Source organism: Ruegeria sp. CDSA034 (genome assembly GCF_059612275.1).
In genome coordinates this window covers 12,688-36,999 of sequence record NZ_JBXWQH010000015.1, presented here as the reverse complement: position 1 = coordinate 36,999, position 24,312 = coordinate 12,688, and the positions used below count along the sequence as shown (strand labels likewise).

Genomic DNA, 24,312 nt, shown 5'->3' with positions numbered 1-24,312 from the left:
TCTTGGTCTCCATAGGCCACAGGTAAGTCTTTTCCCGGCTATGGTCCAGACAGGACATTGTCATTGATCTGACATGAATCACTGCTAGCCAGCAGGTGTTTCAGTACCTGCTTTTAGTTAAAGAAGCGCGGCCAGGTTGGTACAGCCTGACCGCGCTAATTTCTTCCCCCGGGCTTGGTGAGTGGCCGAGTCTTACTGTCCACCCGCAGCAACGCTGCGTGGCTCCATGGGCATTTCACGCGGAGGTCGCCCGATCACGTCGCGCAGGTCTTCAAGTTCGATGAAGTTGTCAGCCTGGCGGCGCAGCTCGTCCGAGATCATCGGCGGCTGGCTGCGGATGGTCGAAACCACCGAAACGCGCACGCCCTGACGTTGCAAGCTGGCAATCAGCGGGCGGAAATCCCCATCGCCCGAGAACAACACGATATGATCGACACGCGGTGCCAGTTCCATGGCGTCGACCGTCAGTTCGATATCCATGTTACCTTTGACTTTCCGACGCCCCATGCTGTCGGTGTATTCCTTCGCCGGTTTTGTCACCATGGTGAAGCCGTTGTAATGCAGCCAGTCAACCAAGGGGCGGATCGGGGAATACTCGTCGTTTTCCAATAGCGCCGTATAGTAAAAAGCCCGAAGCATTTTGCCGCGGCGCATAAACTCCTGGCGCAGCAATTTGTAGTCGATGTCAAACCCCAGTGCTTTTGCGGCCGCATAAAGATTCGAGCCGTCGATGAACAGCGCTAGCCGTTCGTCTTTATAGAACATAAATAGGTCCTTCCGGTACAATACAGGACGCCGTGGTGTTACGTGAGTGGGTATTTGGAAATATGCGGCGCGCTGATCTTCTATAATTAGGCCATTTCGGTCGTATCGCAAGCATGCAATTCGCCGAATATAGTGAATGGAACGTACAAATCTATGTCAAAAGCGGTTATCGCGCTGGGCGCAAATCTCAAATTGAGAGGTATTGGCCCCAAGGTGACACTTCAAAGCGCACTTGACGCGATGTTGCGTCAAGGGGTGGTGATTCGTGCCGTCAGCCGTTTTTTTGAGACCCCGTGCTTCCCGGCAGGTGCCGGGCCCGACTATATTAACGCGGCTGCAGTGATCGAAACGGACAGGACACCAGCCGATTTGTTGCACCTGCTTCACCAGATTGAGCATCAGTTTGGCCGCGAAAGGGTGCAGCGATGGGGTATGCGAACGCTGGATCTGGATCTGGTGTGCTATGATGAATTGGTTCTGCCGGATCGCACCGTATATGATAGCTGGCTGACCCTGCCAGCACAGGAACAGACGCAAAAGGCGCCGGATCGGCTGATTATACCACATCCGCGACTGCAGGATCGTGCTTTTGTACTTGTTCCGATGGCGGACGTAGCCCCAGATTGGCGGCATCCTGTGCTGGGCCGGACGGTAACCGAAATGCTGGCAGACCTGCCCGCAGCGGATATTGCAGAGGTCACGGCTGTGTGAACGGTGCATTTGCAGCATTTCTTGCTTGTCAAGGCAGGGATTCGCCCTTAGATAAACCTCTTCCTGACATGGATTCAGTAACGGAGAGCGCCCCATGGCCCGCGTGACGGTTGAAGATTGCGTAGACAAGGTTCCTAACCGGTTTGAACTGGTGATGCTTGCCGCCCATCGCGCGCGCGAGATTTCTGCCGGTGGCCCGATCACCGTCGACCGTGACAATGACAAGAATCCCGTCGTGTCGCTGCGCGAGATTGCGGACGAAACCCAAAGCGCGGATGAACTGCGCGAGCGCCTGATCGAGGCCAACCAGACCCAGATTGAGGTCGACGAGCCGGAAGAAGATCAGATGGCTCTGCTGATGGGTGCGGAGTCAGACAAGCCTGCCGATGACGATATGTCGGAAGAGAAGCTGCTGCGCGCTCTGATGGAGGCTCAAGGCCAGGGGTAATCCCCAAAGATAAAGGTGCGGACCGGATGATTTCTGCAGACGACCTGATTGCGCTGGTCCGCAACTACAACCCCAAGACTAATGCTGACCGCATCGCCCGAGCATATGAGTTCGGAAAGCAGATGCATGACGGTCAGTTTCGGCATTCCGGCGAGCCCTATTTCACGCATCCCGTTGCCGTGGCCGCCATCCTGACCGAACAGCGTCTGGATGATGCGACGATCATTACGGCGTTGCTGCATGACACGATCGAAGACACCAAAGCCAATTATGGCAAAGTGTCCGAACTGTTCGGGGAAGAGGTTGCCAAGCTGGTCGATGGCGTCACCAAGCTGACCAATTTGCAGCTGTCCAGCCGCGAGACCAAACAGGCCGAGAACTTCCGCAAGCTGTTCATGGCCATGTCCAAGGATCTGCGGGTTATTCTGGTCAAGCTCGCTGACCGTTTGCACAACATGCGCACTATCAAGGCAATGCGCCCGGAAAAGCAGGTGCAGAAGGCACGCGAGACGATGGATATTTATGCGCCGCTCGCGGGTCGCATGGGTATGCAGTGGATGCGCGAAGAGCTTGAGGATCTTGCTTTCCGCGTTCTGAATTCCGAAGGTCGCCAGTCGATCATTCGCCGCTTTATCACCTTGCAACGTGAAACCGGCGACGTGATTCACCGGATCACCGGCGACATGCGGCACGAGCTGGAAAAGGCGGGCATCGAAGCCGAAGTGTTTGGTCGCGCCAAAAAGCCTTATTCGATCTGGCGTAAGATGCAGGAAAAGGATCAGGGCTTTTCGCGCCTGTCCGACATCTACGGCTTTCGCATCATTACCCGGTCCGAGGAAGATTGTTACCGGACGCTAGGTGCGATCCACCAGCGCTGGCGCGCGGTGCCGGGTCGGTTCAAGGATTATATTTCGCAGCCGAAATCGAACGGTTATCGCTCGATCCACACAACAGTTTCCGGCCGCGACGGGAAACGGGTCGAGGTTCAGATCCGCACCCGTCAGATGCATGATGTGGCAGAAACCGGCGTTGCAGCGCATTGGTCGTACCGCGACGGTGTCCGCTCGGAAAACCCATTTGCCGTTGATCCGGCCAAGTGGATTGCGAACCTGACTGAACAGTTCGACAGTGAGGAAGATCACGAAGATTTCCTCGAAGCGGTCAAACTGGAAATGTACTCGGACCAGGTGTTTTGCTTCACGCCCAAGGGCGATGTTGTCAAGCTGCCGCGCGGGGCTACGCCGATTGATTTCGCCTATGCGATCCATACGCGCATTGGACATGCCTGTGTTGGCGCCAAGGTGGACGGCATCCGTGTGCCACTGTGGACGCGGATCAAGAATGGTCAGTCGGTGGATGTAATTACCGCTGACGGCCAGACGCCTCAGGTAACGTGGCTTGAGATTGCGGTGACCGGCAAGGCCCGGACCGCCATTCGGCGTGCGCTGCGCGAGGTCGACCGCGAGCGGTTCATCAAGCTGGGCAAGGAACTTGCGCGTTCCGGTTTCGAACATGTCGGTCGAAAGGCTACCGACAAGGCGCTGGATACCGCGGCGAAACACCTACGCCTGAAGGATCGTCACGAATTGCTGGCGCGTCTCGGCAGCGCCGAGCTGACGGCGCATGATGTGGTCAGCGCCGTTTACCCTGAACTTACCCAGGATGACGGTGACGCCATTTCTCCGCGCCGCGCGGTGATCGGCCTTGAACCCGGCCAGAAATTCGACCGCGCGCCCTGTTGTCAACCTTTGCCTGGCGAACGCATCGTCGGCATTACCTATCGCGGCAAGGGCGTTGTGGTGCACGCAATCGATTGCGACCGCCTGTCCGAGTTCGAAAGCGAACCAGATCGCTGGGTTGATCTCCACTGGCATTCTGGCACGCACCCGGCCGTTCATGGTGCGACGCTGGACGTCACGATTGGCAATGATGCGGGGGTGCTAGGGCGCATTTGTACGTTGATAGGCGAGAAAAAGGCAAATATTTCGAACCTGGAATTTGTCGACCGCAAACCGGATTTTTACCGCCTTCTGGTCAGTGTCGAATTGCGTGACCTGGAACAGTTGCATTCGCTGATGCTGATGCTTGAGGCCGAAAGCGACGTTGCCGCGGTCGAACGCTATAGGGACAGGACCAAAACCGCAGTAGCGGCTGGCTGAGAAGGGGTGATCAGGAGTGGTATTTAAGCGCCGAGACCGACGCTCGCCTGTCCAGATCGCGTCTGAATTCGTCTATCCTCGTGGTGGATGGACGCGGGCCTTTCACTACGTCAAGCATCGTGTTCGTAGGCTGCCGGATTCCCCCGAGCGAATTGCGCGTGGCATCGGTGCAGGCGTCTTTGCCTCATTCACTCCGTTCTACGGATTGCATTTTCTGGTCGCTGCTGTGGTGGCACGCTTGCTGAACGGGAATATTCTGGCGGCACTGAGTGGAACATTCTTTGGCAACCCACTCACCTATGTGCCAATCGGTGTGGTTTGCCTGCAGACCGGGCATTTCCTGCTGGGAACCAAGTTCCACAAAGGCGACACGCATGGTCTGATGGGCAAGTTCACAGATGCAATGGGTGATCTGAAGAACAACTTTATTGCCATGTTCACCGACCGTGTCGCGGACTGGCATGGGCTCAGCATCTTCTATAACGAGGTGTTCTTTCCCTACATGATTGGCGGCGTTCTTCCGGGCATTCTGGCGGGTGTAATTTGCTCCTATCTCAGCTTGCCGCTGATCCGCACCTATCAGCAGCGCCGTCGCGACAAGATCAAGGCAAAGTTTGACGAAATCAAACGCTTGGCCGAAACTAAGCCTGCCGTTCCATTGATGAATACCCTAGGTTCAGACCAGGGCCTTAAGAAGGATTCGAGCGATGTCTGACAACCACCTGCGTCTTGGCGTAAATATCGACCACGTGGCCACGGTTCGCAACGCGCGGGGCGGGGCCTATCCTGATCCGCTGCGTGCCGCCAAGCTGGCGGAAGAGGCCGGGGCTGACGGCATTACCGCGCATCTGCGCGAAGACCGTCGCCATATCTCGGACGCTGATATCGATGGCCTGATGGAGGTCCTGTCGGTGCCGTTAAACTTTGAGATGGCCGCGACGCCCGAGATGCAGAAAATTGCCTTGCGGCATAAGCCGCATGCCGTTTGCATCGTCCCTGAAAAGCGCGAAGAACGCACCACCGAAGGCGGGCTGGAAGTCGCGCGCGAGGAAAACAAACTGGCTCATTTTATCGCTCCGCTGCGCGATGCCGGGTGTCGTGTGTCTATCTTTATCGCTGCTGATCAGCGCCAGATCGAGGCGGCGCATCGTATCGGCGCCGAAGTGATCGAGCTGCACACCGGTGCGTATTGCGATGCCATGGCCGAAGGCCACGACGACAAAGCCAAAAGTGAGTTGGAAGCCCTGCGTGAAATGTCCGCTTTTGCCCATTCACTGGGCCTTGAGGTGCACGCGGGTCACGGCCTGACTTATGACACCGTACAACCGATCGCGGCATTCCCCGAAGTGCGCGAGCTGAATATCGGCCACTTCCTAATTGGCGAGGCGATCTTTCGCGGCCTCACGCCTGCCATGGCCGAGATGCGGCGTCTAATGGATGAGGCGCGCGGATGATCACACCCGGTTTTGTTGCCATTTGGTTTGCCTGGCTGATGGCCGGTGGCTCTCCGGGGCCTGCAACAATGGGGATTGCCGGAACGGCAATGAACGAAGGTCGCCGCGCTGGCCTGGTGTTTGCTTTGGGCATTTGTGCTGGTTCTGCCGCTTGGGGCATCGCCGCAGCGCTGGGCCTGTCAGCAATCATGTTGGCAAATGCCTGGGTGTTCGAGGTCATCCGCTATGTGGGGGTGGCCTATTTAGGCTGGTTGGCGATCAAGGCGCTGCGCCGGGCGATGACGTCTGATGAGGTTGCTATGGGCAACCCTGTCACCGGCTCTTTTCGCACAATCTTTGCCAAGGGCGCGGCCATTCACCTGACCAACCCTAAAGCGATCCTGAGTTGGGGGTCGATCTATGCCATCGTCGCCCCGAGTGATTCCAGCCTATCGATGTTGTTGGGCTATTTCGCCATGCTTTACGCAGGATCGTTGCTGATCTTCATCGGCTACGCCTTCCTCTTCTCTTCCGAGCATATGGTGCGCGTCTACAGCCGCGCCCGTCGCTGGTTCGACTTCGCCTTTGCCGGGTTCTTTGGGGTGGCGAGTTACAAGATTTTGACGGTGCGGTTGGGGTGAAAGAGGCATTCGCGTGAACTTTAACATACTCAGATTTACATGGGTATTTTCGGCAGCGTTCGTCTGTATTCTGGTTCTTTTCTTCATTGAAGCAGTTGTGCGTGTCTTATTGGTAGATCACGGATCGCTGGGGGCTTCTCCAAGTATCTTTATGTATCTGTATTTAATTGCGAATTTATCCGAGAAAATTTGGATCAGCGTCCTAGACTATTTTCATTTGTTCGAACTCGCTGCGTTTGGCGTGGCCGCATATGTGGAGGGTTCCCACTACGCAAAGAAGCAATCAGAGTGGCCCAAAGGGATTCATCTTTTGACTGCGAGTACCGCGATGGCGGTTATGGGTTTGGTGATAGCCCTGCTTCTATCGTCGCTCGTTGTCGTGGCCATTGGTGAAAGTATCCCTTTCGACTCACTACTAGTAGATCCGATGGATGCGTACTATTTGGCAGTCGCGATTGTAGTCTGCACCATTACCTGCCGCGCTTTATTGGGCCGCGGGTTACGAGAAATGCGCAGACCTGAGCTCAATGTATTAAGTGAGAACCTATGATCCTCGGCATCGGCACGGACCTTGCAAATATCGACCGCATTCAGGGCACACTCGACCGGTTTGGCGACCGGTTTCGCAATCGTGTCTTCACCGAAACCGAACAGAGCAAAGCGGAACGTCGCGCTGATGTCGCCGGAACATACGCCAAACGCTGGGCCGCGAAAGAGGCGTGCTCAAAGGCGCTGGGCACGGGGCTGGCTATGGGCATCGCCTGGAAGGATATGTCGGTGACCAATCTGCGCACCGGTCAGCCTGTGATGCATGTCACCGGGTGGGCGGCAGATCGACTGAAAGAGATGACGCCCGAAGGGTATGAGGCCATCATCCACGTCACCCTGACCGACGATCACCCTTGGGCACAGGCATTCGTGGTGATCGAGGCGCGTCCGCTTCACGATGGCCCCGCGCAGCCTTGACTTGCCCTTAACTGACCCGCATGTAGCACCCCAACGAATAATCGACCGGAGAGCAGTATGGCCGAGGAAGCCAAAACAGGTAACGCCGTTTGGGAGACGATCAAGACCATCGTCTATGCCCTGCTGATCGCGGGCGTCTTCCGCACGATCCTGTTTCAGCCGTTCTGGATTCCGTCGGGTTCGATGAAGCCCACCTTGTTGATCGGGGATTTCCTGTTCGTCAACAAAATGTCTTACGGTTATTCTTACGCGTCCTGTCCCAGCCTGATCATCCCAAGCGTCGGCCTGAATGTTGACGCCGAAGACCTCTGCGGCTGGATGCAAAGCGATGAAAACACCCGTATCTGGGGTGGTGACCCCGAACGCGGTGACGTCATTGTTTTCCGCCACCCAGTCAGCGGTCGTGATTATATCAAACGTCTGATTGGTCTGCCCGGGGACCGCATTCAGGTGCGGGACGGTCAGATCATTCTGAACGGTGCGCCCGTACAACAAGAACCTGATGGTGTGTTCACCGAAGTCGCCGAACCACAAGGTTCGCAAGGTTTGCGCCCACGCTGCGAAAACGGTCCTGTCGGCTTTGGCGGTGTCTGCGAAAAATCGCGTATGATCGAAACTTTGCCAAACGGTGTGTCTTACGAAGTGCTGAACATCGGCAATCAGGCGGCTGACAATACCGGCATCTACACAGTTCCCGAAGGGCATTACTTCTTCATGGGGGACAACCGCGACAACTCCAGCGACAGCCGCGTGCCGCAATCCGCAGGTGGCGTAGGCTATGTACCTTACGAAGACCTGATCGGGCGGGCTGATCGCATCCTGTTCTCATCCGCTGGCCGGTCGATGCTGTTCTTCTGGACATGGCGCGGGGATCGCTTTTTCAAGGCGGTCAATTGAAGCTTTCGACCGAGATAAAGGCGTTCCAGCAGCGTCTGGGGTACGAATTCTCGAACCCTGAACTGCTGGTGCGCGCACTGACCCATGGATCGGTCTCGTCCTCGACACGACCCGATAATCAGCGGTTGGAGTTTCTGGGCGATCGGGTTCTGGGCCTTGTCATGGCAACCGCCCTGCTGGAGGCCGACAAAAAAGCATCCGAAGGGCAGTTGGCCCCTCGGTTCAACGCTTTGGTCCGCAAAGAGGCCTGCGCCGATGTGGCCCGGCAAATCGATCTTGGCGTGGTGCTGAAACTGGGCCGGTCCGAGATGCTGTCAGGTGGGCGCCGCAAACAGGCCCTGCTGGGTGACGCGATGGAGGCAGTGATAGCTGCAATCTATCGCGATGCCGGATTTGAGGCAGCCCGGGACGTCATCCTGCGACTGTGGGGGGATCGCGTCCACAACGTTGAAGCGGATGCGCGCGACGCCAAAACCTCGCTGCAGGAATGGGCGCAGGCGCGCGGGCAAAAACCGCCCGCTTACATCGAAGTCAAACGCAGCGGTCCCGACCACGCACCGGTGTTTACGATTGCGGCTAGGTTGCAGGACGGAACCGAAGCGCGGGCAACGGCAGGGTCGAAACGTCAGGCGGAACAAGCCGCCGCAAAGGCGCTGCTGGATCAGTTGAAATAGCAACCCTCGACAGCCCGAACATGTCACAATTCTCAATCTAACTTGAGGCCTATGGCAGACCTCGGGTCGCGGGCGTATCTGAACATCATCCGCTTTGGCCCATGTCTAAGAACAAGCGAGCAAAGCGAAATGGATACAATGAGTTGAGGCATTTCAATGCAAAACGCAAAACTGACTACCGTGAATATCGGCTTTTTGTTCATCGCCGGTTTTATCGCTACGATAGCCTTCGATTTCTGGGGGCAGGTTGTCAGCCCCGGTATCGGCTGGGCCAATCTGTCGCCCGAAGGGCTGGCCCAAAGCCTGCTGGCCAGTCTCGGCCTGCCCAGCAATGCCTTCCTTGGCTTCTTCGTGCATTTCTACCTTGTGGGTCTGATTGCGTACCCGCTGGGGTGGTTTCTGATCTTCAAGCCGATCTGGGTTAAGGTCCTTGGCCCCGTTCATATGTTCGCGGCCTCGGCCATCTATGGGTTTGGCCTTTGGGTTTTTGCCCTGGGTGGGATCACAACTTTGTCCGGATTGCCGACTTTCCTAAACTTCTCGGCGATCACTTGGGTCGCACTAATCGGGCATGTTCTTTACGGGATCGTCATGGTTGCCGTCTTGCGCTTGATTGAGCGCCAGAACGCATGAAATGCCTGGGGGGGCGTCTAGCACGCCCCTCAGACCACCCGGATAAATCCAGTCAGCCCGGTCTTTTGGTGCTCGATGACGTGACAGTGGAACGCCCAGTCGCCCGGGTTGTCAGCGACCAACGCGATCTCGACTACCTCGTCCTTTAGCAACAGCATCGTGTCGGTCATCAGAGGCGGCAGTTGGCGCAGGTTCGACCGTATCGGCACAAAAGCCAACCCGTGCAGGTGGATCGGGTGCAAGTTAGGGGATTCATTTCGCAGCCGAAGGACATAACTTTTGCCCATTTCCAGCGTTGCCAAAGGCCCAACACCCTGCGCCGCGTCGCCGGGCCATGGTTTGCGGTTGATAGACCAGAAGTTATACCCCAGCGAGCCGCAGAACCCGTTGTTGGGTTCACCACCTTCGGGGGTCCAGCCAAATACAAACTCGTGCAGCTCGGAATTGGTCAGATCGGGTTTCGCGACCGGGTTGACGGGCAGAGGGCGCAACTCTTGCAGGTCCCGTGACGCTGATGATCCGATTGCGCGCAGCTGTGCCATAGGTCTGTGCGGCTGACCGGGCAGTTTTGCCATCAGCGCAACGCTGCGCCCCTCGTCGCCGGGCATTGCAACCGCAAAATCCACCCGCTGACCGGGACCGACAAGAAGCGGCTCATCAGCGCTGGGCATTGGGATGTTAATCTCAAGCGGATGGCCATCCCACGCGATAATCCGTGCATCGCCGCCCTCAAGATGCAGTTTGTAGATACGCGTTGTGTCCGTATTTACGACTCGCAGTCGCACCAGACTGCCTGCGGCATGATCGTAGACAGGACCCTGCACCCAGTTGGCGGTGTGGACGTTGCCAAAGGTTCCGGCCCGTGCCGCGCCGCGCTGGGTATAGGCGGGCAGAAAAGAACCATCTTCATCCAACCGAAAATCGCGCAGGTTGATCACCTGTTCGCTGTCAAATCCGGGGTCTTCGGATTCTGTAATCACCATGACGCCCGTCAAACCGTGGGCCATCTGCTCCATCGTCATGCAATGTGGATGATACCAGTAAGTGCCTGCATCGGGCGGAGTGAATTCATAGTTAAAGACCTCACCTTCACCCAATGGCATTTGGGTCAGGTAAGGGACGCCGTCCATGTTGTTCGCGATCCGCATCCCGTGCCAGTGCATTGCGGTATACTCCGACAGGGTATTGTGGACCGGCAGCCGCATCACCTCGCCCTGCTTGCCGTACAAAACCGGCGGCGGTGCGTCCGGGGACAGGCTGACCATTCCGGTCGTCACCGTATCCCGCAGGGCAAAGCTTGCTGGTTGAATGGTTAACTCCGGCGTCCCCTGCGCCAACCCGAAACCGCCCAGACCCAGCGCGCCGGCAGCGGCCCCGCTGCCCAAAAGAAACTCGCGACGTTTCATGTCTTGCCTCATTTTCCGATGGTTGCCTGGCTGGATTTGGCGTGGCATGCGTCAGGGGTGACATCGATTTTGCATGGCCGCAATGCGACAAATCCCTCTGGCCCGCGCGACCTTTCTGCTATAGGGGTGCGCACTTGCAACCAGGAACGCCAGACACATGACCACACGCGCCGGATTTATCGCCCTGATCGGAGAGCCCAACGCAGGCAAATCCACCCTGCTGAACCGCATGGTCGGGGCCAAGGTTTCGATCGTGACGCATAAGGTTCAGACGACCCGTACCCGTATTCGCGGTGTGGCAATGGAAGGCGATGCGCAGCTGGTCTTTGTAGACACACCCGGCCTGTTCAAACCGCGTCGTCGTTTGGATCGCGCCATGGTTGCCGCGGCCTGGGGCGGAGCGGCGGATGCAGATGTGGTCGTTCTGATGATCGAGGCGCATCGCGGCATCACAGAAGGGGTCGAGCGTATCCTCGAAGGTCTGGAAGAGATCGGGCAGGGCCGAAAGGTTGCGTTGGCGATCAACAAGATCGACAAGGTCCAGTCTGAGGTGCTGCTGGCCCTGACAAGTGACTTGAACGCACGCTACCCGTTTTCCGAAACCTTCATGATTTCCGCCGAAAAGGGGTATGGCGTTGACGATCTGCGCAAATGGCTGGCTGCGGAACTACCCGAAAGCCCGTGGCTGTATCCAGAAGATCAGATCGCCGATCTGCCCCTGCGCATGATCGCGGCTGAGATGACGCGCGAGAAACTGACCCTGCGCCTGCATCAGGAACTGCCCTATCAACTGACGGTCGAGACCGAAAACTGGGAAGAGCGCAAAGACGGCTCTGCCAAGATCGACCAGATCATCTATGTCATGCGCGACGGTCACAAAGGCATCGTGTTGGGCAAAAAGGGCGAGACGATCAAGGCGGTCAGCCAAGCCGCGCGGGCCGAGCTGGAAGAGTTCCTGGACCGCAAGATACATCTGTTCCTGCAGGTCAAAGTGCGCCCGAACTGGCTGGAGGAATCCGAGCGTTACTCCGAAATGGGTCTGGATTTCAAAGACGGTAATGCATGACTCGCCTGACGGCTGATTTCTGGGTCCACGCCTATCTGGCGCGGCTGCGTTTTCAGGAAATCCCGGCTTTTGTCGTGGCACATGGCGACGACACAGCGGGCGCGGTGTTGGTCAAACTAAACACTTTGGACGGGCACGCCGTGGCGTTACAACGCAGCTTTGATCTAATGAGCGGTGAACGTAAATGGGTCGAGCTTTCCTCCGGCGCAGAAAAAGAAGTCGACGAAGCCATCACCCGGCAACGCAGCTTTGACCCTGACCTTTGGGTGATCGAGGTTGAAGACCGACAAGGGCGTCATCTGCTGGGTGAAGAGGGATTGGACTAGCCCGCGGTTCAACGGGTCTTGGTCGCACGGGCCAAAACGTCTATTTTACCCACACTATGTCGGCGAGGATCGCCGCACCGTTTGAATAGATAATGGGTGTATGTATGGCTGAAACACTCGCTGAAAAGCTTGAAAAATCAGAGCTTGGTCATTGGATGCATCGGTTTGAAGGCTTCATGGTCTTCATTGGCGTTGTCGGCCCTTTTGCCACGCTGCCGCAGCTGATCAAGCTGTACTTCACGCATTCACAACACGCGACCGGCCAGTCTCTGCTGTCTTGGTCGCTCTTTGCTGCGCTGTCATTCCTGTGGTTCGCCTACGGGCTGGTAGTCGGCAAGCTGCCTATTTATGTGGGCAACGGTATATCGATGGTGCTGAACATCCTGATGGTTCTGGGCATCCTGATCCACGCCGGTTTAACGTTTTGACCGGCCGCCACGATCCGGTGCCAAGACGTCACCAGCCGCTGCTTTTGAGCGTGATATCGTGCCCGGTGGTGGTCAATGTCTCACCGGCGAATTGCTTCACTTTGGGTGCGAAGGCCTGAAAATAGGGTTGCGACTGCACATGAGCCAATGTCTCGGCGCTGTCCCAGCGGCCCCAGTGAACCCGGGACTTTCCGTCATCAGCGACCGCAACCTGATAGGTGAATTTTCCAGCCGCCTCAGGGTCGGCGTTGATTGCCTCGATAAATGTGCGGATGGTGGCCTGCCATTCGGCTTCGTTGCCATCGAAGGAATATTTAATGGTTATGCCTCGCATCGTGACCTCCTGTTTAACTATGTTGTTAAATAAAGGGTGGCAACCCCGCGTTGTCAAGGAAACGAGGTTGGTAACTTATTGACTATAGATGGGAGTTACAGCGCAATCTCAGGTCTTTTCTGGCGGCCATCGTTTCGGTGGTGAGCAAAAACCAGTGCGCAGGGTCCGTCTTCGACTTCGCTGTCACACTCTGCAATTCAGTTCCCTTCAATCATTTGATCGTGTCCGACAGAATGCTATCTGAGAATGTGTCCTTGCCCCTATCGAGTTGAAAAAAGATGAAAACCTTCACTTTGGCCTGCTGTTCAACGATCCTTGTCTTGGGCATGGTGACTTCGCCCACCTTTGCGCAACAGAGGTTGGGGTGGGTCTATCAAATCGATGGGTTGACCGCTTATCAAAGCAACGCGGACCTGAGTGAAGGCGGGGAGTTCTCGGCCAGCCGCGCGTTTTTGCGAACAACCGCTTTGTATAATCTGTATGGTGGAACCTCGGTTGGGCTGTCAGCAAGCATCGGCAGGTTCGATTACAACTTTAGTCAGGCGGATAACCAGCCGTGGGAGGATATCCGCGACATCAGAATCTCTGTTCCACTTCGATTTCGTGCCGGCAATACTGCAAGCGTTTTCGTGTCACCGCAGGTCCGCTGGGACTACCAGAGCGGCGCTGATGCGGCGGACGGCAGAACTTATGGTGTCTTTGCTGGTATTGCCTGGAAGTTAAGCGAGAGCCTGACCATCGGCCCTGCGTTTGGAGCGTTTTCGCAGTTCGAAGACGATGATATCGATTTTTTTCCGGCGCTTCTGGTGGATTGGGATATCAATGACCGTTGGAACCTGAATACCGGCTCGGGGATTGGCGCAACGCAGGGGCCGGGGTTGACACTCAGCTATGCGCTGAATGACACGATGACCCTCGGCCTTTCTGCTCGCTCTGAGCGCATTCGGTTCCGGCTTGACGAGGAAGGGCTGGCCCCAAACGGGATAGGCGAGGACAAAAGTATTCCAGTGGTGGTTTCCTTTGGCTACAATCCCAATCCCGGCATTTCGCTGAACGTTTTCGCAGGTGCTGAATTGGATGGGCGTCTTACACTGGATGATGCGAACGGCACGGAACTCAGCCGCCAAAACTATGAAACCGCGCCTTTGGTCGGGGTGGCCTTCAGGGCCCGGTTCTAATTCCAAAGACCAGTTGGATGCCTGCCCACTTGCGGATGTTTCCGCCTTGCGATCTGTTGCAAACCGGGGGCGAGCCTGAGACGAAAGGAGCCTGATTTGGACTGGCGCGATCACGGCATCCTTCTGACGTCTCGTCGGCATGGTGAAACGGCGGCGATTATCGAGGTCTTCACCGAAGGCCACGGTCGTCATGCAGGCGTCGTACGCGGTGGCACCAGCCGCAAAATTGCCCCCATCCTGCAGCCCGGCGCGCAAATAGATGTTTTATGGCGCGCGCGGTTAGAAGAACACCTTGGCACATTTCAGGTTGAACCTTTGCGTTCACGCGCAGCAGCGGCATTTTCGGGTCGGATGGCGTTGGCAGGATTGAACGCGTCCGTTGCGCTGTTGTCCTTTTGCCTGCCCGAGCGTGAACCGCATCCAGCGATCTACAAACAGACCGAACAGTTGTTGGATCTGCTGGGGCAGGACGAAATCTGGCCGCTAGCTTACCTGCGCTGGGAATTGGCGTTGCTTGAAGAACTGGGCTTTGGCCTGGACCTGTCGGCCTGTGCTGTGACAGGGGCGGCGGATGGGTTGGTCTATGTCTCCCCCAAGACTGGTCGAGCCGTTAGCGCCGATGGTGCTGGCGAATGGGCGGATAAGCTGTTGCCCCTGCCACCCTGTTTGCGCGGTGAGGGGCAAGCGCCGGACGCTGAGATTGCCGCAGGGTTGAAAACCACCGGTTACTTTCTGGAACACCATCTAGCCCCGTCCCTGGGGCATAACCCCTTGCCGGATGCGCGGGCAAGATTTGTGGATCAGTTCACTCGGCGGCTTTGAACACCATCTCGTGCCCGTCATCATTGCGCAGTATCAGCAAGTCGCCTGATACTTCGGACTGCGTCATCGCAATCAGCGCAGCGAAATAGAAGCCTTCGGCCTCAAGCCCGGCACAGGCCGCACGTGTTGCGGTCAGGTCCATAATCTCGAACCAGGGGTAGGGCGCGTTCAGGGTGCCGCTATAGCTGTTGCAAGGGGCGTTCCCCGCGATCTTGCCCTCTTCGGGGAACCGCAACATGGCGATGGCCTCGAAAGGCTGTCCGTCGATTTCCTGCAGCACCCAAGTCTGGTCCGCGGCGCCGTAGGCGGCAACAGATTCGTCCCTGTCGCATTGAAACAGGCCAATCAAAGGCAGTGTCAGGATCAGACGCATCATTCGCGTGTCTTACTTTCTTACTGGTGCCGAGCGAACCGGCGAAGCCAGATTAGTAGGGGATCTCACCGCTGATAAGTTCTTCGCGAACGTCCAGGCGCGGCCGCCAATTGTATCTGGTGTCGTCGGTTACCTGATCCCAAAACAGTGCACCGCTGTTGCGCCATGGATCAAGGATGATGCCATCTTTCATCGTGTCTCCTTTGGCGCTGATAGCGGCAGAATGGTGGATGATCCGAAAGGCGGTTGGGGGCGACGTAGCCCAGTGCACGTCCAAAGTTCGGAAGTTTTCCTGCTGCAGGCGGCGGGTCATGGCCTGCGCCCAGTCGTTGCACAATCCCTTTTCCCGGAACCCGTTGATGACCTTGGCGTTATGGATAATCGCCGGGTCTGTGACGTTCCAATCCCGCTTCAGTTGCTGCGAATAGGTGTAGGCGATGGTGGCGGCCTTTTGTGCCTCGGCGGGATCGACTTGGGGTCCAAGGTTTTCGATCGCCAGTGCCAGCTCGTCTACCTCGGTGTAGCCCGCCACAGGCTGGGTTGTGGCGCATCCGCCCAGTATCAGGGCTGCAACGGTCGCCCAAAGCGCAAAAAATAGTCGGGTCATTCTGTCATCACCATCCTTGGGCCCGGTCTGGGTCGCAGCGTGCCCTAAAGGGGTTTCAACAAAAAGCAAAGGGGGAAGTTTTTTCGATTGAGGATCAGAAAGGTCTCTATCCTGTCACAGAACAGACGGCGTGAATTTCAAACTGGGGTTCGGAACAAAGAAAATGACCCGGCACAAGACCGGGTCTAGTTGGGGAAACGGGATGCCTAATTCCGGTTAGCCCAGCAAACGCCGTGCAATAACCTGTGCCTGAATTTCGGCAGCCCCTTCAAAAATATTTAGAATGCGCGCGTCACACAGAACGCGGCTGATCTTGTACTCCAGCGCAAAACCGTTGCCGCCATGGATTTGCAGACCGTTATCCGCCGCAGCCCAGGCCACACGAGCGCCAAGCAGCTTGGCCATGCCGGCCTCAAGGTCGCAGCGGTGACCGTGATCTTTTTCCCAGGCTGAGAAATATGTCAGCTGACGGGCGATCATGATTTCGACCGCCATCATGGCCAGTTTGCCGGACACACGGGGGAAGTTGATCAGCGACTTGCCGAACTGTTTGCGGTCCTGCGCGTATTGCATCGCGATATCCAGCGCGCTTTGGGCCACACCAATGGCGCGGGCAGCGGTTTGAATGCGCGCGCTTTCGAAGGTTTCCATCAGCTGTTTAAAGCCTTTGCCTTCTTCACCGCCCAACAGGTTCTCGCCTTTGACTTTGAAACCGTCAAAGCCCAGCTCGTATTCTTTCATCCCGCGATAGCCCAGAACTTCGATCTCACCGCCGGTCATGCCGGGCGTGGGGAAGGGGTTCTCGTCTGTGCCCGGGGTCTTTTCCGCAAGGAACATGGACAGACCGCGGTGATCGGCGGTGTCCGGGTTGGTCCGGGCCAGCAGCGTCATCACATGGGTACGTGCCGCGTGGGTGATCCAGGTTTTGTTGCCGGTGATCTCATAGTCACCGTCCGCGTTCTTGACCGCACGTGCACGCAGGCTGCCCAGATCCGAGCCAGTGTTTGGTTCGGTGAAAACGGCTGTCGGCAGAATTTCGGCGCTGGCCAGTTTAGGCAACCAGTTGGCTTTTTGTTCATCGGTGCCGCCCGCGATGATCAGCTCGGCCGCGATCTCGGAACGTGTACCAAGAGAGCCCACGCCGATATAGCCGCGCGAAAGCTCTTCCGAGACCACACACATCGAGGCCTTGGACAGACCGAAGCCGCCGAATTCTTCGGGGATGGTCAGGCCAAAGACACCCATTTCCGCCAGTTCCTCGATGACTTCCATCGGGATCAGTTCGTCTTTGAGGTGCCAGTCATGAGCGTGGGGCTCGACCTTTTCGACCGCATAGCGGCGGAACTGGTCACGGATCATCTCAAGCTCTTCATCCAGACCCGAGGCACCGAACATGGTGGCACCTGCCTGATCTTCCATCAGAGCCACCAGCCGTGTGCGGGCGGCCTGAGAATTGGCCTGTGCCATCAGCGTTTGAATTTCGGGGATCTGAAATCCGGAAAGCGCGTCCCAGCCAAGACCCATGTCCTGCAGGCGCACGACTTCGCCCTGGTTCATCGGAATGCCGCCCGCAACCTGGTGCAGGTATTCGCCAAAGGCGATTTGGTGCAGCAACTGTTCGATTTCACCGAACTTGCCTTCGGCCTCCAGCGCTTCGGCCCAGCGTTGCATCTGTTTCAGCGACTGAGAATACGTGGCCAGCCATGACAAGCCATGGGCGGCAGTTTGATTGGCTTCGATCAAGGTACCGGATACACGCCCATCAGCGGAAACCATACCGCGCACCGACTCACGCGCACGCTCGAACACTGTTTCTACGGCGGGTGCCGCCGCACGGGTCAGCGTCAGAAGATCGGGCAAAATCGCAGGTGTTGTCATCTGGGTCATATCCTGTCCGTCATGGGCCATGAATCGTGTCCTTTTCTCGTGTCGTCTGGTCATATCATGCTGCACGTGCAGCGCAACAAAAATACGTATTGCGTTGCGAAAAAGTTCTAATATTTCTCGAGCGTTTTTGCAGTGCAGCGCCCGTCAGGAATGATATCAGGGGGCCATGACATTGTTTTCTTTACTACCTCCACAGGATCTTCTGCTGGCTCTGAGCGTTGCGTTTCTGGCTGGGTGGGTCAAAGGTATCGTCGGTTTTGCCATGCCGATGGTTATGGTTTCAGGGTTGAGTGTCTTTCTACCGCCCGAGCTGGCCATCGCGGGTCTGATCCTTCCGACACTGGTAACTAATGTCTTTCAGGCTTTGGGACAGGGTGTTTCCGCGGCCGTGTCGTCGGTCAGGGAGTTTCGCATCTTTTTAATCGTGGGTTTGGTGTTCCTTCTGGCCGGAGCCAAGCTGGTCACTTTGGTGCCGACATCGACCTTCCTGTTGATGATTGGCGTTCCGGTCACGTTCTTTGCCTTGATCCAGGTCCTGGGTGTGAAGTTGGTGCTGAAAGAGCCATCGGCCAGAATAGAAGTTTTGATCGGGGCCGTCGCAGGGTTTGTCGGTGGTATGTCCGGTATTTGGGGACCGCCAACAGTGGCGTACCTGACGGCCCTGAACACGCAGAAAGCCGTGCAGATGCGGGTGCAGGGGGTCATCTATGGGCTGGGTGCAATTGCCCTGATGGTGGCCCATATGGGATCAGGTATCCTGCGGGCCGACACCGCGCCGTTTTCGGCTGCCCTTATCGTTCCGGCGGTGATCGGGATGTGGGTGGGCATGCAGTTGCAATCGAGAATCGATCAGGCGTTGTTTCGAAAAGTGACTTTGGTTGTGTTGTTGGCCGCTGGGTTGAACTTGCTGCGCCGCGGTCTGATAGGTTAAGTTCTGCGGTCCATAAACCGAAACGCGAAGTAAAGCCCCAGCATCAGGAAAAACAGCCCCGAGATATCGCCGATCAGAAAGGCGATGTACTCTACCCCTGCGCTGCCAAAACTCATGTTTGTCATAGCGGATGCCAGGAACGACGTGATCACGCCGACACCCATGACGCACAACCAGCAGGGTTTGCGATCGGGTCTGGGGAACAAGTCCCAACCTGCCCACTTGAGCAAGTAGAACACGGTGGGAACCGTTGTGACCGCGATGACAATTGCCAACAAGCGGCTGGGCAAAAAGACATCTGCACCCCCAAGGAATGCAAAGACTGCAAAGACGCCCGGCAACAATGCGAAAATCGCACGCCACCCTAATAGCCACGCCGCCAGGACCCGAACCCCGTGAGGTAGGAACAGCAGGCTGGCCCGGCTTGGATATTCCGGAAAGAACACGTTTTGCAGCGGCATCAAGACCTCAAAGGTGAGGAATGATGCAACTATGTAAGCCAGTGAGGCGAAGAAAGTGTCAGAGGCCCATCTGCGCACGATGATTAGCCATCAACACGCAGGTTGGCGGTGTCACCTGGGCGCATGTACGATATACCGCCCCCGGTTGGCGTTGCCGCTTTGAGACAGATAGCCTTTTTGGACCAGCGATTTCAGCGCACGGAAAAACGTCGGGCGCGAGACGCTTTGAACAAGGGTATGCTCGATCAAACCGAACGTACGGACTTCCTGATCGGCTTTCGACAATTCTTCAGCCGCGTAGTAAATGTCACGCTCAACCGGAGAGAGTTGTTCCAGCCCAAGCGTCCGTTCCATACTCTGCATCAATTTGCGAAGTTCGGTCAGTTTCGAGATTTCCGTCATTTGTTTACCTGTCGTTTTCCCTGTCGCCTTTCGCGCTAAAGCGAAAGTTAGAAACTCGCCGAAACTGAATTTTTTCAGCACGTCTCATGTTGACACCCATCCCCGATGGATTACACTAGATATCTGATTAGGTTGCTCAAATCGCGAATGTGAGTGCGCGCTCATTGAGTGTCCCCAAGGTCTTTTTACTTCCTGCCCGGTGCGAAAGCGCCGGGCTTTTACGTCATAATGACACAGTGGAGTACTGCAATCTGCTGCAGCGGGCAATGAATTTGTATATGCAAGGTGCATTATACAACCACAAGAAGATTACCGCGAAGTTACTCGTCTGTGGGAAGAGGAAGGGGGCGAAAACCGCCCCCCTTTGATATCAACCGATTGCGACGGCTTTGATGTCATCGTCAATAAAGGGCAGATACTGCTCGAAGTTCTCGGCAAACATCTGCACCAGTTTTTCAGCCTGCTTGTCAAATGCTGCCTGATCATCCCAAGTGCGGCGCGGATCCAGCAGAACTTCGGCAACGCCGGGAACCGAGACCGGGACGTCAAAGCCGAAATTAGCATCCTTACGGAACTCGGCGTCGCGCAGCGATCCTTCCAACGCCGCGGTCAGCAGTGCGCGGGTTGCGCGGATCGGCATCCGGCTGCCAACGCCATAGGCGCCGCCGGTCCAGCCGGTGTTCACCAGCCAGCAAGTTGCACCATGTTGAGCGATCTTGTCGCGCAGCAGGTTGCCGTACTCTTCCGGGCGGCGCGGCATGAAGGGTGCGCCAAAGCAGGTCGAGAATGTCGGCTGAGGCTCGGTCACGCCACGCTCGGTTCCTGCGACTTTCGACGTGAAGCCAGATAGGAAGTGATACATCGCTTGTGCCGGTGTCAGTCGCGCGATCGGAGGCAGAACACCAAATGCGTCACAAGTCAGCATGATGATGTTCTTGGGGTGCCCACCCAGCGCGCTGCTCGAGGCGTTCGAGATATACTCCAGCGGATAGGCGCAGCGCATGTTCGCGGTCAGAGAGTCATCCTCGAAATCCAGTTCCTTGGTTTCGGGGTCAAAGACCATGTTCTCGATCACAGTGCCGAATTTGCTGGTGGTCGCATAGATTTCCGGCTCGGCTTCAGCGTTCAGATTGATGGTCTTGGCATAGCAACCGCCTTCGAAGTTGAAGGTGCCGCGATCCGACCAGCCATGTTCGTCATCGCCGATCAACGTGCGGGCAGGGTCTGCAGACAGGGTGGTCTTGCCGGTGCCGGACAGGCCAAAGAACACGGCGGTGTCGACCGGGTTGCCAACGGCGTGATTGGCCGAACAATGCATCGGCATCACGCCTTTTTCAGGCAGCATGTAGTTCAGCAGGGTGAAAACCGATTTCTTGTTCTCGCCCGCGTATTCCGTACCGCCGATCAGGATCATCTTGCGGTCGAAGTTCAGCGCAATCACGGTCTCACTGTGGCAGCCATGCTTGGCCGGGTCGGCCTGGAAGCTGGGGCAGTTGATGATGGTGAAATCTGCAATGAACTCTTCCAGGTCTTCGCGATCCGGACGGCGCAGCAAGTGGCGGATAAACAGGTTGTGCCATGCCAGTTCGGTGACCATGCGCACATTGATCGAATAGGCGGGATCGGCGCCGCCGACGAGATCCTGCACGAAATAATCCCGGCCCTTCATATGCTCGAGCATATCGGTATACAGCGCGTCAAAACCCTCGGGGGTCATCGCGGCGTTGTTTTCCCACCAGATGGTATCGGCAACACTGTCGGTTTTGACGACGTGTTTGTCCTTGGGCGAACGGCCGGTGAATTTGCCGGTGGTAACCAGAAAGGCTCCGCCATTGCCAAGAGTGCCTTCGCCGCGCTTCAGCGCCTCTTCGATCAGCGCCGGTTCCATGAAGTTGTAATAGACATTGCCCAGACCCTCGATGCCCTGATCTTCGAGGCGGAATTGCGGGTTAACCCGTCCAGATGTCATGCGTTTCTTCTCCTGTGGCGGCGCGCCGGCAGTTGGGCCGGGGGCGCTCTTGGGGCAGTATACCGGGAAAAACCGGCGGATGCGCGGGTCTTAACATGGTCGTTTGGGGCATGAACAGGACGGTTTGGCGCAGTTAGCGCAACCAAGTCAAAGTTTAGCGCCACCACTAATTTCCCGCCAGAAAACAAGGCGCTTTTACGCGCGTATTAACGGCTTTTTTGCCGCATCTGTGTGACAACAATCGCACGATTCGCAGATACGGATTGATTCGCAGCCATAAAAACGACAAAGATGCCCTACTAATAAGCGAATTATTGCGTGAGTGAGCAGGAATAGGGGTTAACCCGATGTCGAAGATTGCATTGGTGGACGACGACAGAAATATTCTGACGTCCGTATCCATGACGCTCGAAGCCGAAGGGTTCGAGGTTGAGACTTATAATGATGGGCAGGCAGCGCTGGACGCTTTCAACAAGAAACTGCCCGATATGGCTGTTCTGGACATAAAGATGCCGCGGATGGACGGGATGGACCTGTTGCAGCGGCTTCGGCAGAAAACCCAGATGCCGGTGATTTTCCTTACATCCAAGGATGACGAAATTGACGAGGTTCTCGGCCTGCGCATGGGCGCGGACGACTACGTCAAGAAGCCTTTTTCTCAGCGTCTATTGGTTGAACGCATCCGCGCGCTGCTGCGCCGGCAAGAGGCGACGACTGGCGATGTGACAACCGCCAACACAGGTGATGCCAAGGTTATGGAGCGCGGCGATCTTCGGATGGATCCACTGCGCCACGCGGTCAGCTGGAAGGGCTCGGACGTTTCTTTGACCGTGACCGAGTTCCTGCTGTTGCAAGCGCTGGCCCAGCGACCGGGCTTTGTCAAAAGCCGCGATCAGCTGATGGATGTGGCTTATGACGATCAGGTCTATGTGGACGATCGTACGATCGACAGTCACATTAAGCGATTGCGCAAGAAAATGCGCGCCGCAGATCCCGAGTTTTCGGCGATCGAAACACTGTACGGAATTGGGTACAGGTACAACGAAGAATAGGCGTGGCCATATACTAGGGGTAACCGGGTCTCGTGCGCGATACAGAACAAGCCAGCGAATTGCGGGACGGTGATGTCGTTCTGGGGGATGATTGGGTCATCCCACAGGATCCCGAGTCAGCCGAACTTCGGCACGCGCGCCGCCGCCGCGGCCTGTTTGCAATGCGCGGCTCGCCGCTTGCGCGCAAGATTATCACGCTCAACCTGATCGCCTTGGTAACGCTGGTCACCGGGTTGCTGTATCTGGACGATTCCCGCGATGAGCAGGTACAGCAGACCGCGCGCAACCTGATCGGGGATGCGCAACTGGTCAGCAATGTGTTCGAAGCACAACTGCGCCAAACAGCGTCCGGCCTGTCGCAGGATGCCGGCGCACTGGACGTAAAGGACACGCTGGAGGGCCTTGCCCTACCCCAAGGGGGCGAAGTCTTTGTCTATGACGAGCGGGGAACTCTGATTGGATGGGCGCGTGGCGCAGCATCCGAGCAGGCGCTGTTGGCGTCCGAGTCCGAGGTTCAGACCGGCAGTACCTTGATCAGCGACGCCTTGAACGCCGTGTGGACGGGTTTGTCGCGTGTGTTTACCGCCACAGAACCCAGCGAAGCGCCTACGCTGGCGCAACGGGTTCAGACTATAGTACCCGGCGCGCTGCAGGGGCAGATGCAGGTGCAGGCCGTCAAGGATGACTTTGGCGAAACGGTCATCGTTGCAGCCGCCCCGATCCTGCAGGATGGCGTCGCCGTGGGGGCCGTTGCCATGGCCGGTCCATCCGGAGAGATTGACGCCCTCGCCCGTCGCGAGCAGGAGCGCATCCTTCAGATGTTTGTTGTCGCGCTTCTTGTGTCGATCGGACTTAGCCTTGTTCTCGCCTCAACCATCGCAAACCCGTTGGCGGATCTTGCGGCAGCCGCCGAACTGGGTAAGGACCGGGGCGCCGGAGTGAACCCCGGCCGTATTCGCATCCCCGACCTGACCGCGCGTCCGGATGAAATCGGTCTGCTCAGCCGCGCGCTGCGGGGCATGGTGACCGCGCTGTACAACAGAATTGACGCGAACGAACAGTTCGCCGCTGATGTCGCGCATGAAATCAAGAACCCCCTGGCCAGCCTTCAATCAGCTGTGGGAACGTTACGAATGGTCAAACGCGATGACCAACGTGAAAAACTGATGGGTGTGATCGAACATGATGTTCGCCGTCTGGATCGTCTGGTCAGCGATATCTCGAACGCGTCCCGTCTGGATGCCGAACTGGTCAAGGAAGAAGAACAGCCGTTTGATCTGGTGAAGCTGGTTGGCAATATCAGCCAGCATCTGGGTGAAGATGCACGGGCCAAGGGGATCGACTATATAACCGATCTGCCGTCCAATCCGATCATAATCAACGGGCTGGAGGCGCGACTGGCGCAGGTCTTTGTCAACTTGATCACCAATGCCACCTCGTTTTGCGAGGAAGGCGATGCGATCCGTGTCTGGGTCCGCCGGCGCGAAAACAGGGTGCTGGTCGTGGTCGAAGACACCGGTCCCGGTATTCCGGAGCAGGCCCTGACCAAGGTCTTCAAAAGATTCTATTCCGAGCGTCCCGCCGAGCACTTCGGAAATAACTCGGGCCTGGGGCTGGCAATCTCCAAGCAAATTGTCGAAGCACATGGTGGTGTGATCTGGGCCGAAAACATCCGGCCAACCGATGCCGATATCACCTCGGACCCACTAGGCGCGCGCTTTGTAGTCGGTTTGCCCGTGTAAA

The 24,312-nt window shown here is 56.9% G+C and carries 28 protein-coding genes; 19 read left to right on the top strand and 9 right to left on the bottom strand.

Features of this window, described 5'->3' with window-relative positions; translation table 11 throughout:
• Positions 1 to 192 precede the first annotated feature (192 nt).
• Positions 193 to 765 (bottom strand): LabA-like NYN domain-containing protein, encoded by a 573-nt coding sequence (locus AC2FLJ_RS19420; protein ID WP_058278950.1) that lies wholly within the window; start codon positions 763 to 765, stop codon positions 193 to 195.
• 153 nt (positions 766 to 918) lie between these two features.
• On the opposite strand from AC2FLJ_RS19420, the gene folK reads away from it, so the two are divergent.
• From folK to AC2FLJ_RS19365, 11 genes are all read left to right on the top strand, one after another.
• A complete protein-coding gene (folK, locus tag AC2FLJ_RS19415) occupies positions 919 to 1,476 on the top strand; it encodes a 2-amino-4-hydroxy-6-hydroxymethyldihydropteridine diphosphokinase (protein ID WP_496698538.1) in 558 nt (185 codons plus the stop codon).
• A gap of 94 nt (positions 1,477 to 1,570) precedes the next feature.
• Positions 1,571 to 1,924, top strand: coding sequence for a DNA-directed RNA polymerase subunit omega (gene rpoZ / locus AC2FLJ_RS19410; protein WP_010437681.1), 354 nt, complete (start codon positions 1,571 to 1,573; stop codon positions 1,922 to 1,924).
• A gap of 26 nt (positions 1,925 to 1,950) precedes the next feature.
• A complete protein-coding gene (locus tag AC2FLJ_RS19405) occupies positions 1,951 to 4,083 on the top strand; it encodes a RelA/SpoT family protein (RefSeq protein ID WP_058278948.1) in 2,133 nt (710 codons plus the stop codon).
• Positions 4,084 to 4,099: 16 nt separating this feature from the next.
• Positions 4,100 to 4,798, top strand: a complete 699-nt coding sequence (locus AC2FLJ_RS19400; RefSeq protein ID WP_108861282.1) for a DUF2062 domain-containing protein — start codon at positions 4,100 to 4,102, stop codon at positions 4,796 to 4,798.
• Positions 4,791 to 5,537, top strand: a complete 747-nt coding sequence (locus tag AC2FLJ_RS19395) for a pyridoxine 5'-phosphate synthase (protein ID WP_108861281.1) — start codon at positions 4,791 to 4,793, stop codon at positions 5,535 to 5,537. Before AC2FLJ_RS19400 ends, AC2FLJ_RS19395 begins: the two co-directional genes overlap by 8 nt.
• Positions 5,534 to 6,157 (top strand): LysE family translocator, encoded by a 624-nt coding sequence (locus AC2FLJ_RS19390; RefSeq protein WP_496707226.1) that lies wholly within the window; start codon positions 5,534 to 5,536, stop codon positions 6,155 to 6,157. Before AC2FLJ_RS19395 ends, AC2FLJ_RS19390 begins: the two co-directional genes overlap by 4 nt.
• Before the next feature lie 13 nt (positions 6,158 to 6,170).
• Positions 6,171 to 6,707, top strand: coding sequence for a hypothetical protein (locus AC2FLJ_RS19385; RefSeq protein ID WP_496707224.1), 537 nt, complete (start codon positions 6,171 to 6,173; stop codon positions 6,705 to 6,707).
• Positions 6,704 to 7,123: a holo-ACP synthase gene (gene acpS / locus AC2FLJ_RS19380; protein WP_496698548.1), complete on the top strand. Its 420-nt coding sequence runs from the start codon at positions 6,704 to 6,706 to the stop codon at positions 7,121 to 7,123. The genes AC2FLJ_RS19385 and acpS overlap by 4 nt, the downstream gene beginning before the upstream one ends.
• Positions 7,124 to 7,180: 57 nt before the next feature.
• On the top strand, positions 7,181 to 8,020 hold the full coding sequence (gene lepB / locus AC2FLJ_RS19375; protein WP_109312281.1) for a signal peptidase I: 840 nt from the start codon (positions 7,181 to 7,183) through the stop codon (positions 8,018 to 8,020).
• Entirely contained in the window at positions 8,017 to 8,694 is a 678-nt protein-coding gene (gene rnc / locus AC2FLJ_RS19370; RefSeq protein ID WP_496707223.1) for a ribonuclease III, read from the top strand. The genes lepB and rnc overlap by 4 nt, the downstream gene beginning before the upstream one ends.
• A 156-nt stretch (positions 8,695 to 8,850) precedes the next feature.
• Entirely contained in the window at positions 8,851 to 9,327 is a 477-nt protein-coding gene (locus AC2FLJ_RS19365; protein WP_496707222.1) for a hypothetical protein, read from the top strand.
• Between the two features lie 29 nt (positions 9,328 to 9,356).
• On the opposite strand, the gene AC2FLJ_RS19360 is transcribed toward AC2FLJ_RS19365, so the two are convergent.
• Positions 9,357 to 10,733: a multicopper oxidase family protein gene (locus tag AC2FLJ_RS19360; RefSeq protein WP_496707221.1), complete on the bottom strand. Its 1,377-nt coding sequence runs from the start codon at positions 10,731 to 10,733 to the stop codon at positions 9,357 to 9,359.
• Positions 10,734 to 10,890: 157 nt separating this feature from the next.
• Between AC2FLJ_RS19360 and era the strand changes: the two genes are divergently transcribed.
• The 3 genes from era (at position 10,891) to AC2FLJ_RS19345 (ending at position 12,553) form a co-directional block, all read left to right on the top strand.
• Positions 10,891 to 11,799, top strand: coding sequence for a GTPase Era (gene era / locus AC2FLJ_RS19355; RefSeq protein ID WP_108861276.1), 909 nt, complete (start codon positions 10,891 to 10,893; stop codon positions 11,797 to 11,799).
• Positions 11,796 to 12,125: a DUF1491 family protein gene (locus AC2FLJ_RS19350; RefSeq protein ID WP_282153185.1), complete on the top strand. Its 330-nt coding sequence runs from the start codon at positions 11,796 to 11,798 to the stop codon at positions 12,123 to 12,125. The genes era and AC2FLJ_RS19350 overlap by 4 nt, the downstream gene beginning before the upstream one ends.
• 104 nt (positions 12,126 to 12,229) lie before the next feature.
• On the top strand, positions 12,230 to 12,553 hold the full coding sequence (locus AC2FLJ_RS19345; RefSeq protein WP_113791309.1) for a SemiSWEET transporter: 324 nt from the start codon (positions 12,230 to 12,232) through the stop codon (positions 12,551 to 12,553).
• A gap of 28 nt (positions 12,554 to 12,581) precedes the next feature.
• Here AC2FLJ_RS19345 and AC2FLJ_RS19340 read toward each other — a convergent pair whose 3' ends face one another.
• Positions 12,582 to 12,887 (bottom strand): NIPSNAP family protein, encoded by a 306-nt coding sequence (locus AC2FLJ_RS19340; RefSeq protein ID WP_496698558.1) that lies wholly within the window; start codon positions 12,885 to 12,887, stop codon positions 12,582 to 12,584.
• A gap of 278 nt (positions 12,888 to 13,165) precedes the next feature.
• Between AC2FLJ_RS19340 and AC2FLJ_RS19335 the strand changes: the two genes are divergently transcribed.
• Positions 13,166 to 14,065: a hypothetical protein gene (locus tag AC2FLJ_RS19335; protein ID WP_496707220.1), complete on the top strand. Its 900-nt coding sequence runs from the start codon at positions 13,166 to 13,168 to the stop codon at positions 14,063 to 14,065.
• Between the two features lie 96 nt (positions 14,066 to 14,161).
• On the top strand, positions 14,162 to 14,887 hold the full coding sequence (gene recO, locus AC2FLJ_RS19330; RefSeq protein WP_496698562.1) for a DNA repair protein RecO: 726 nt from the start codon (positions 14,162 to 14,164) through the stop codon (positions 14,885 to 14,887).
• Here the strand turns inward: recO and AC2FLJ_RS19325 are convergent.
• From AC2FLJ_RS19325 to AC2FLJ_RS19315, 3 genes are all read right to left on the bottom strand, one after another.
• The gene (locus AC2FLJ_RS19325) at positions 14,871 to 15,263 is read right to left on the bottom strand and encodes an META domain-containing protein (RefSeq protein WP_496698564.1); all 393 of its coding nucleotides are present in this window, start codon (positions 15,261 to 15,263) and stop codon (positions 14,871 to 14,873) included. The two genes, recO and AC2FLJ_RS19325, sit on opposite strands and share 17 nt — an antisense overlap.
• Positions 15,264 to 15,312: 49 nt before the next feature.
• The gene (locus AC2FLJ_RS19320; protein ID WP_109312306.1) at positions 15,313 to 15,867 is read right to left on the bottom strand and encodes a hypothetical protein; all 555 of its coding nucleotides are present in this window, start codon (positions 15,865 to 15,867) and stop codon (positions 15,313 to 15,315) included.
• A gap of 216 nt (positions 15,868 to 16,083) precedes the next feature.
• The gene (locus tag AC2FLJ_RS19315; RefSeq protein WP_496698567.1) at positions 16,084 to 17,775 is read right to left on the bottom strand and encodes an acyl-CoA dehydrogenase family protein; all 1,692 of its coding nucleotides are present in this window, start codon (positions 17,773 to 17,775) and stop codon (positions 16,084 to 16,086) included.
• A 145-nt stretch (positions 17,776 to 17,920) separates the two neighbouring features.
• On the opposite strand from AC2FLJ_RS19315, the gene AC2FLJ_RS19310 reads away from it, so the two are divergent.
• Entirely contained in the window at positions 17,921 to 18,685 is a 765-nt protein-coding gene (locus tag AC2FLJ_RS19310; protein WP_496698569.1) for a sulfite exporter TauE/SafE family protein, read from the top strand.
• On the opposite strand, the gene AC2FLJ_RS19305 is transcribed toward AC2FLJ_RS19310, so the two are convergent.
• The 3 genes from AC2FLJ_RS19305 to AC2FLJ_RS19295 all read right to left on the bottom strand — a co-directional run bounded on the left by AC2FLJ_RS19305 (position 18,682) and on the right by AC2FLJ_RS19295 (position 21,517).
• On the bottom strand, positions 18,682 to 19,146 hold the full coding sequence (locus AC2FLJ_RS19305; RefSeq protein WP_496698571.1) for a hypothetical protein: 465 nt from the start codon (positions 19,144 to 19,146) through the stop codon (positions 18,682 to 18,684). The two genes, AC2FLJ_RS19310 and AC2FLJ_RS19305, sit on opposite strands and share 4 nt — an antisense overlap.
• A 111-nt stretch (positions 19,147 to 19,257) precedes the next feature.
• The gene (locus AC2FLJ_RS19300) at positions 19,258 to 19,548 is read right to left on the bottom strand and encodes a hypothetical protein (protein WP_058273655.1); all 291 of its coding nucleotides are present in this window, start codon (positions 19,546 to 19,548) and stop codon (positions 19,258 to 19,260) included.
• 370 nt (positions 19,549 to 19,918) lie between these two features.
• Entirely contained in the window at positions 19,919 to 21,517 is a 1,599-nt protein-coding gene (locus AC2FLJ_RS19295) for a phosphoenolpyruvate carboxykinase (RefSeq protein ID WP_282169901.1), read from the bottom strand.
• 347 nt (positions 21,518 to 21,864) lie between these two features.
• Here AC2FLJ_RS19295 and AC2FLJ_RS19290 point away from each other — a divergent pair, with 347 nt between their 5' ends.
• Positions 21,865 to 22,569 carry a response regulator transcription factor gene (locus AC2FLJ_RS19290; protein ID WP_170561191.1) on the top strand — a complete coding sequence of 235 codons (705 nt, stop codon included), beginning with the start codon at positions 21,865 to 21,867 and terminating at the stop codon, positions 22,567 to 22,569.
• A 32-nt stretch (positions 22,570 to 22,601) separates the two neighbouring features.
• On the top strand, positions 22,602 to 24,311 hold the full coding sequence (locus AC2FLJ_RS19285; protein WP_282169900.1) for a sensor histidine kinase: 1,710 nt from the start codon (positions 22,602 to 22,604) through the stop codon (positions 24,309 to 24,311).
• Position 24,312 lies beyond the last annotated feature (1 nt).